4 protein-coding genes are annotated in these 5,174 nt (G+C 66.6%); 2 read left to right on the top strand and 2 right to left on the bottom strand.

Features of this window, described 5'->3' with window-relative positions; translation table 11 throughout:
* Positions 1 to 65 precede the first annotated feature (65 nt).
* A complete protein-coding gene (locus ACNPP0_RS18510) occupies positions 66 to 701 on the bottom strand; it encodes a VTT domain-containing protein (protein ID WP_319307652.1) in 636 nt (211 codons plus the stop codon).
* A gap of 102 nt (positions 702 to 803) precedes the next feature.
* Here ACNPP0_RS18510 and mutL point away from each other — a divergent pair, with 102 nt between their 5' ends.
* Together mutL and miaA are read left to right on the top strand one after the other, a co-directional pair.
* Positions 804 to 2,900 (top strand): DNA mismatch repair endonuclease MutL, encoded by a 2,097-nt coding sequence (gene mutL / locus ACNPP0_RS18515; RefSeq protein WP_448706655.1) that lies wholly within the window; start codon positions 804 to 806, stop codon positions 2,898 to 2,900.
* A gap of 2 nt (positions 2,901 to 2,902) precedes the next feature.
* Positions 2,903 to 3,871, top strand: coding sequence for a tRNA (adenosine(37)-N6)-dimethylallyltransferase MiaA (miaA, locus tag ACNPP0_RS18520; RefSeq protein WP_448706656.1), 969 nt, complete (start codon positions 2,903 to 2,905; stop codon positions 3,869 to 3,871).
* Positions 3,872 to 4,021: 150 nt separating this feature from the next.
* Here miaA and purM read toward each other — a convergent pair whose 3' ends face one another.
* On the bottom strand, positions 4,022 to 5,071 hold the full coding sequence (purM, locus tag ACNPP0_RS18525; protein ID WP_054420588.1) for a phosphoribosylformylglycinamidine cyclo-ligase: 1,050 nt from the start codon (positions 5,069 to 5,071) through the stop codon (positions 4,022 to 4,024).
* Between the last annotated feature and the right edge of the window lie 103 nt (positions 5,072 to 5,174).

The raw sequence follows: 5,174 nt of genomic DNA on the forward strand, positions 1-5,174 counted from the left end.
TTGACGGCGCATCGCCCTTTTTTCGACCCCGCGCAGCGTCGCGCGCCGGGGTTTCCCGAAGCTTTTTACGCCCGGCGTGACTTGATGATCTTGAACACGCCCGCGCCCACCACCGGCACGATGGCAGCGGCCAGGCCCAGCAGGACGATGGTGTTCAGGTGTTCGCGCACCAGCGGGATGTTGCCAAAGAAATAGCCGGCGGCCACCAGGCTGATCACCCAGAACAAGGCGCCCAGGATGTTGAACATCTGGAAGCGCGACATCGACATATCGGCCACGCCCGCCACGAAGGGCGCGAAGGTGCGCACGACGGGGATGAACCGCGACATGACGATCGTCTTGCCGCCGTGCTTTTCATAGAACGCGTGCGTGCGCATCAGCGCGCCGCGGTCCAGAAAGCGCAGGTTCATGGAAAACACACGCGGGCCGATGTAGCGCCCTATCATGTAGTTCAGCGTGTTTCCGGAAATGGCGGCCACGATCAGCAGCACGGCCATCAACACCGGGTCGATATGCCCCGTGGCGCCGAACGCGCCCGCGATGAACAGCAGGGAATCGCCGGGCAGGAACGGCAGCACGACCAAGCCGGTCTCGGCGAATACGATCAGGAACAGCACCAGGTACACCCACACGCCATATTGCGCGACCCAGACGCCCAGCGTCTTGTCGATGTGGAGGACCATATTGAAAAATTCAAGCATTCAGCGGCCTGGAAGTCGGAAGGAAGGTTAAACCTTCGCGACTATAGCCGACCCGCCCATGACGCTAAAATCGTCCACACAGCACCACCAGACCTAAGCCTAATGACAGAACGCCGTTCCATTCTTGCGCTTCCCGACTTGCTGATCAGCCAGATTGCCGCTGGCGAAGTCATCGAGCGGCCCGCCTCCGTACTCAAGGAAATTCTTGAGAACGCCATCGATGCGGGCGGCCGCGCCATCGAAGTGCGCCTGGAAGGCGGCGGCATCCGCCGCATTGCCGTCACGGACGACGGCGGCGGCATTCCGCCGGACGAGCTGCCGCTGGCGCTGGCGCGCCATGCCACCAGCAAGATCCGCTCGCTGAACGAGCTGGAATCGGTTGCGTCGATGGGGTTTCGTGGAGAGGCCCTGGCCTCGATTGCCTCGGTGGCGCAGGTGACCATCATTTCGCGCACCCGCGACGGCGAACACGCCTGGCAGATCGATGCGGGCAGCATGCAGGTCAGCCCCGCTTCCGGCCCACCGGGCACCACCGTGGACGTGCGGCAGTTGTTCGACGCCGTGCCGGCCCGGCGCAAATTCCTGCGGTCCGAGGCCACCGAATTTGGCCATTGCGTTGATGCGATGGAACGCATCGCACTGGCGCATCCGCAGATTGCGTTCCGCCTGTTTCACCATGATCGCGCGCAGCGGCAATGGTTGCCGGCCGAACCGCCCCAACGCATCCGGGACGTGCTGGGCGCGGAATTCGCCGAGCACGGGCTGCTGCTCTCGCACTCGGTGGGCACCGTCAGCCTTGCCGGCATGATCACCCGCCCGACCGCCGCCCGCGCCCGTGCCGACCGCCAATACCTGTACGTGAACGGCCGCTACGTGCGCGACCGCACGGTCAGCCACGCGCTGCGCGCCGCGTATGCCGACGTGCTGCACGGCGACCGCCAACCTGCCTACGTGCTGTTCCTGGACATCGACCCGGCCGCCGTGGACGTGAACGTGCACCCGGCCAAACACGAAGTCCGCTTCCGCGACAGCGGCGCGGTGCACCGCTTTGTGTCGCACGCCGTGGGCCAGACGCTGGCGCAGACGGGCGGCTCGTCAGCCGTCACGCCTTCGCGGCAGGAACAGGAAGAAGACGGCGGCTTTGAGACGGTGGCGTCGGCTACGGCGGCAGGGGGCTCCGGTTCGGGCTTGGGTTCGGGTTCTGGCTTGGGTTCCGGCTCAGGCTTGGGGGCCGGTTCAGTTTCCGGATCGGGTTCCGGATCGAGCTTGGCGTCTGGGTCGGGCTTCGGCGCCGGTGCCGATACCGATGCCGGTCACACTGTCGCGGACACCGCCTCCGCCCACGCGCGCCCCCACGACGGCCACGAAGCCTCCGGCACCGCACCGAACACCATCCGCCCCGGCTACACCGGCCAGAATGCCGCCTACGGCCTGCGCCCGTCGCCCGCGCCGCAACGCGCGCACACGCAGGTCCCGTTCCGCCTGCATGCCGAGCCCGCCGGCAACCCCGTCGCCGACTGGCAATCGCTGTATCGCCCGCTGAACGACGACACGGCCGCCAAGGTCACACCCGTCAGCGAACCCCGGCCCGCGCCCTCCCTGCCCATGGACGAGGAACATCCGCTGGGCATGGCGCTGGCGCAACTGCACGGCATCTACATCCTGGCGCAGAACCGCCGGGGCATGGTGCTGGTGGATATGCACGCGGCGCACGAGCGCGTCGTCTACGAACAGCTCAAGCAGGCGCTGGATGCGCGCAGCCTGCCACGCCAGGACCTGCTGGTGCCCGTGGTGTTCCACGCCCAGGAAAAAGACGTGGCGCTGATCGAGGAATTTGAAGAGCAGCTCAGCGACCTGGGTTTCGAGATGCGCCCGTCCGGCCCCACGTCCATCGCCGTGCGCTCGGTGCCCGCCATCCTGGCGCGCGGCGACATCGAAACGCTGGCGCGCGCGGTGCTGCGTGATCTTGGCGCCGTGGGCGTATCGCGCCTGTTGACCGAACAACGCAACGAACTGCTGTCCACCATGGCGTGCCACGGCTCCGTGCGCGCCAACCGCAGGCTGACCATCGAAGAAATGAACGGGTTGCTGCGCCAGATGGAAGCCACCGAACGCGCCGACCAGTGCAACCATGGCCGTCCGACCTGGGTGCAATGGTCGGTGTCCGACCTGGACAAGCTCTTTCTGCGCGGACAATAAGCTTGGCCTCTTCCCTGCCCCCCGATACCCCGCTGGTGATCTGCCTGGCCGGCCCCACGGCCGCCGGCAAAAGCGCGTCCACCCTGGCCCTGGCCGAGCGCTGGCCGATGGAAGTCGTCAACGTCGATTCGGCCACCATCTACCGCGGCATGGACATCGGCACCGCCAAGCCCTCGCCAGAGGAACAGGCGCGAGTGCCGCAGCACCTGCTGGACATCCTGGACCCCGCGCAGTCGTATTCCGCCGCCGAGTTTCGCGCCGATGCGCTGCGATTGATCGACGAGATCCGCGCGCGGGGCCGCATCCCGCTGCTGGCCGGCGGCACGATGATGTACTACAAGGCGCTGCGCGACGGGCTGGACGACCTGCCCCAGGCCGACCCCGCCTTGCGCGCCGAGATCGAAGCCCGCGCCGCCATCCAGGGCTGGCCCGCGCTGCATACCGAATTGGCGCGGCTGGACCCGATCACGGCGGCGCGCCTGGCGCCCAACGACAGCCAGCGCATCCAGCGCGCGCTGGAAATCTGCCGGCTGACGGGTCAACCGATGTCGGCGTTGCTATCGCGCGGCCAGCAAAAGCCCGACGACGACGCCAACCACTACCTGACCATCAGCCTTGAACCGTCGGAGCGCGCCGCGTTGCACGCGCGCATCGAACAGCGCTTTGACGCCATGCTGGCCAACGGCCTGCTGGACGAAGTGCGCGCGCTACGCGCCCGGGCCGATCTGCATCCGGGGCTGCCGTCCGTGCGCTGCGTGGGTTATCGGCAGATGTGGGCGCATCTGGATGGCGAGGTGGACCTGCCCACCGCGCGTGAACAGGGCATTGCCGCCACGCGCCAACTGGCCAAGCGCCAGATCACCTGGCTGCGCGCCCAGCCCGACCGCGTCATCGTCGATTGCCTGGCCAGCGACGCGGTGGCGCAAACCATCGACGCGGTAGCGCTGGCGCTGGCGGGCAAGCGCTTGTAGCAGAATGACGCTTGCCCAAGTCGCGCCTTGCGCGTGGCGCAACGCGGCGAAACGCTGGCGACAGCACGAGTTGCTTCGGGCCCGCCCATGAAAAAACCCGCCAACGGCGGGTTTTTCATGCTCATGCACGCGAAGCCAAACCAGTCGGGCTTACACCACGAAGGTTTGCGCCATGCCTTCGGTCTGCTCGACGATTTCACCGATCTTGTTGACCGTTTCACCTTGCTCGCGCAAGGTCGCGGCGATGGCGTCGGCCTGGGCCGCGTCCACCACCAGCACCATGCCGATGCCGCAGTTGAAGACGCGGTGCATTTCCGTGTCTTCCACGCCGCCCTGCTCTTGCAGCCACTGGAACAGCTTGGGCATTTCCCAGCCGTCGCGATGCAGCTTGGCCGACAGACCGGCTTGCAGGATGCGCGGCACGTTGTCCAAGAGGCCGCCGCCGGTAATGTGGGCCAGGCCCTTGATGTCGGTGCCGTGCTTGGCCAGCGCGGCCAGCACTTGCTTGACGTAGATGCGCGTGGGCGCCATCACCACGTCAACCAGCGGCTGGCCGTGGAAGTCGTCCGTCGGCTTGGCGCCGGCGCGTTCGATGATCTTGCGCACCAACGAAAACCCGTTGGAATGCACGCCGCTGGAGGCCAGGCCCAGCACCACGTCGCCCGGCTTGATGGACTTGCCGTCGATGATGGCGGACTTTTCCACCGCGCCCACCGCAAAGCCGGCCAGGTCGTATTCGCCGTCCGGATACATGCCCGGCATTTCAGCGGTCTCGCCGCCAATCAGCGCGCAGCCCGACAATTCGCAGCCCTTGGCAATGCCGCCCACCACCGACGCCGCCGTGTCCACCGAAAGCTTGCCGCAGGCAAAGTAGTCCAGGAAGAACAGGGGCTCGGCGCCCTGCACCAGGATGTCGTTGACGCTCATGGCGACCAGGTCGATACCCACGGTGTCGTGGCGGTTCCATTCGAACGCCAGGCGCAGCTTGGTGCCCACGCCGTCGGTGCCCGACACCAGCACGGGCTCGTTGTACTTCTTGGGCACTTCGAACAGCGCGCCAAAGCCGCCGATACCGGCCAGCACCCCGGGGCGCATCGTGCGCGCGGCGAGGGGTTTGATACGGTCGACCAGGGCGTCGCCTGCGTCGATGTCGACACCGGCATCGCGGTAGGTCAAGGGGGCTTTAGGTTGATTCGTCATGAGAAATGCCGTGGGGTATGTAACAATTGCTGGGAATTTGGTGGAACGCCCCGCATTTTACGATGTTGCGGGCCTGTGCAGGGTTCGGACTGGCCGGGGGGGG

Source organism: Achromobacter semiaridum (assembly GCF_053543755.1).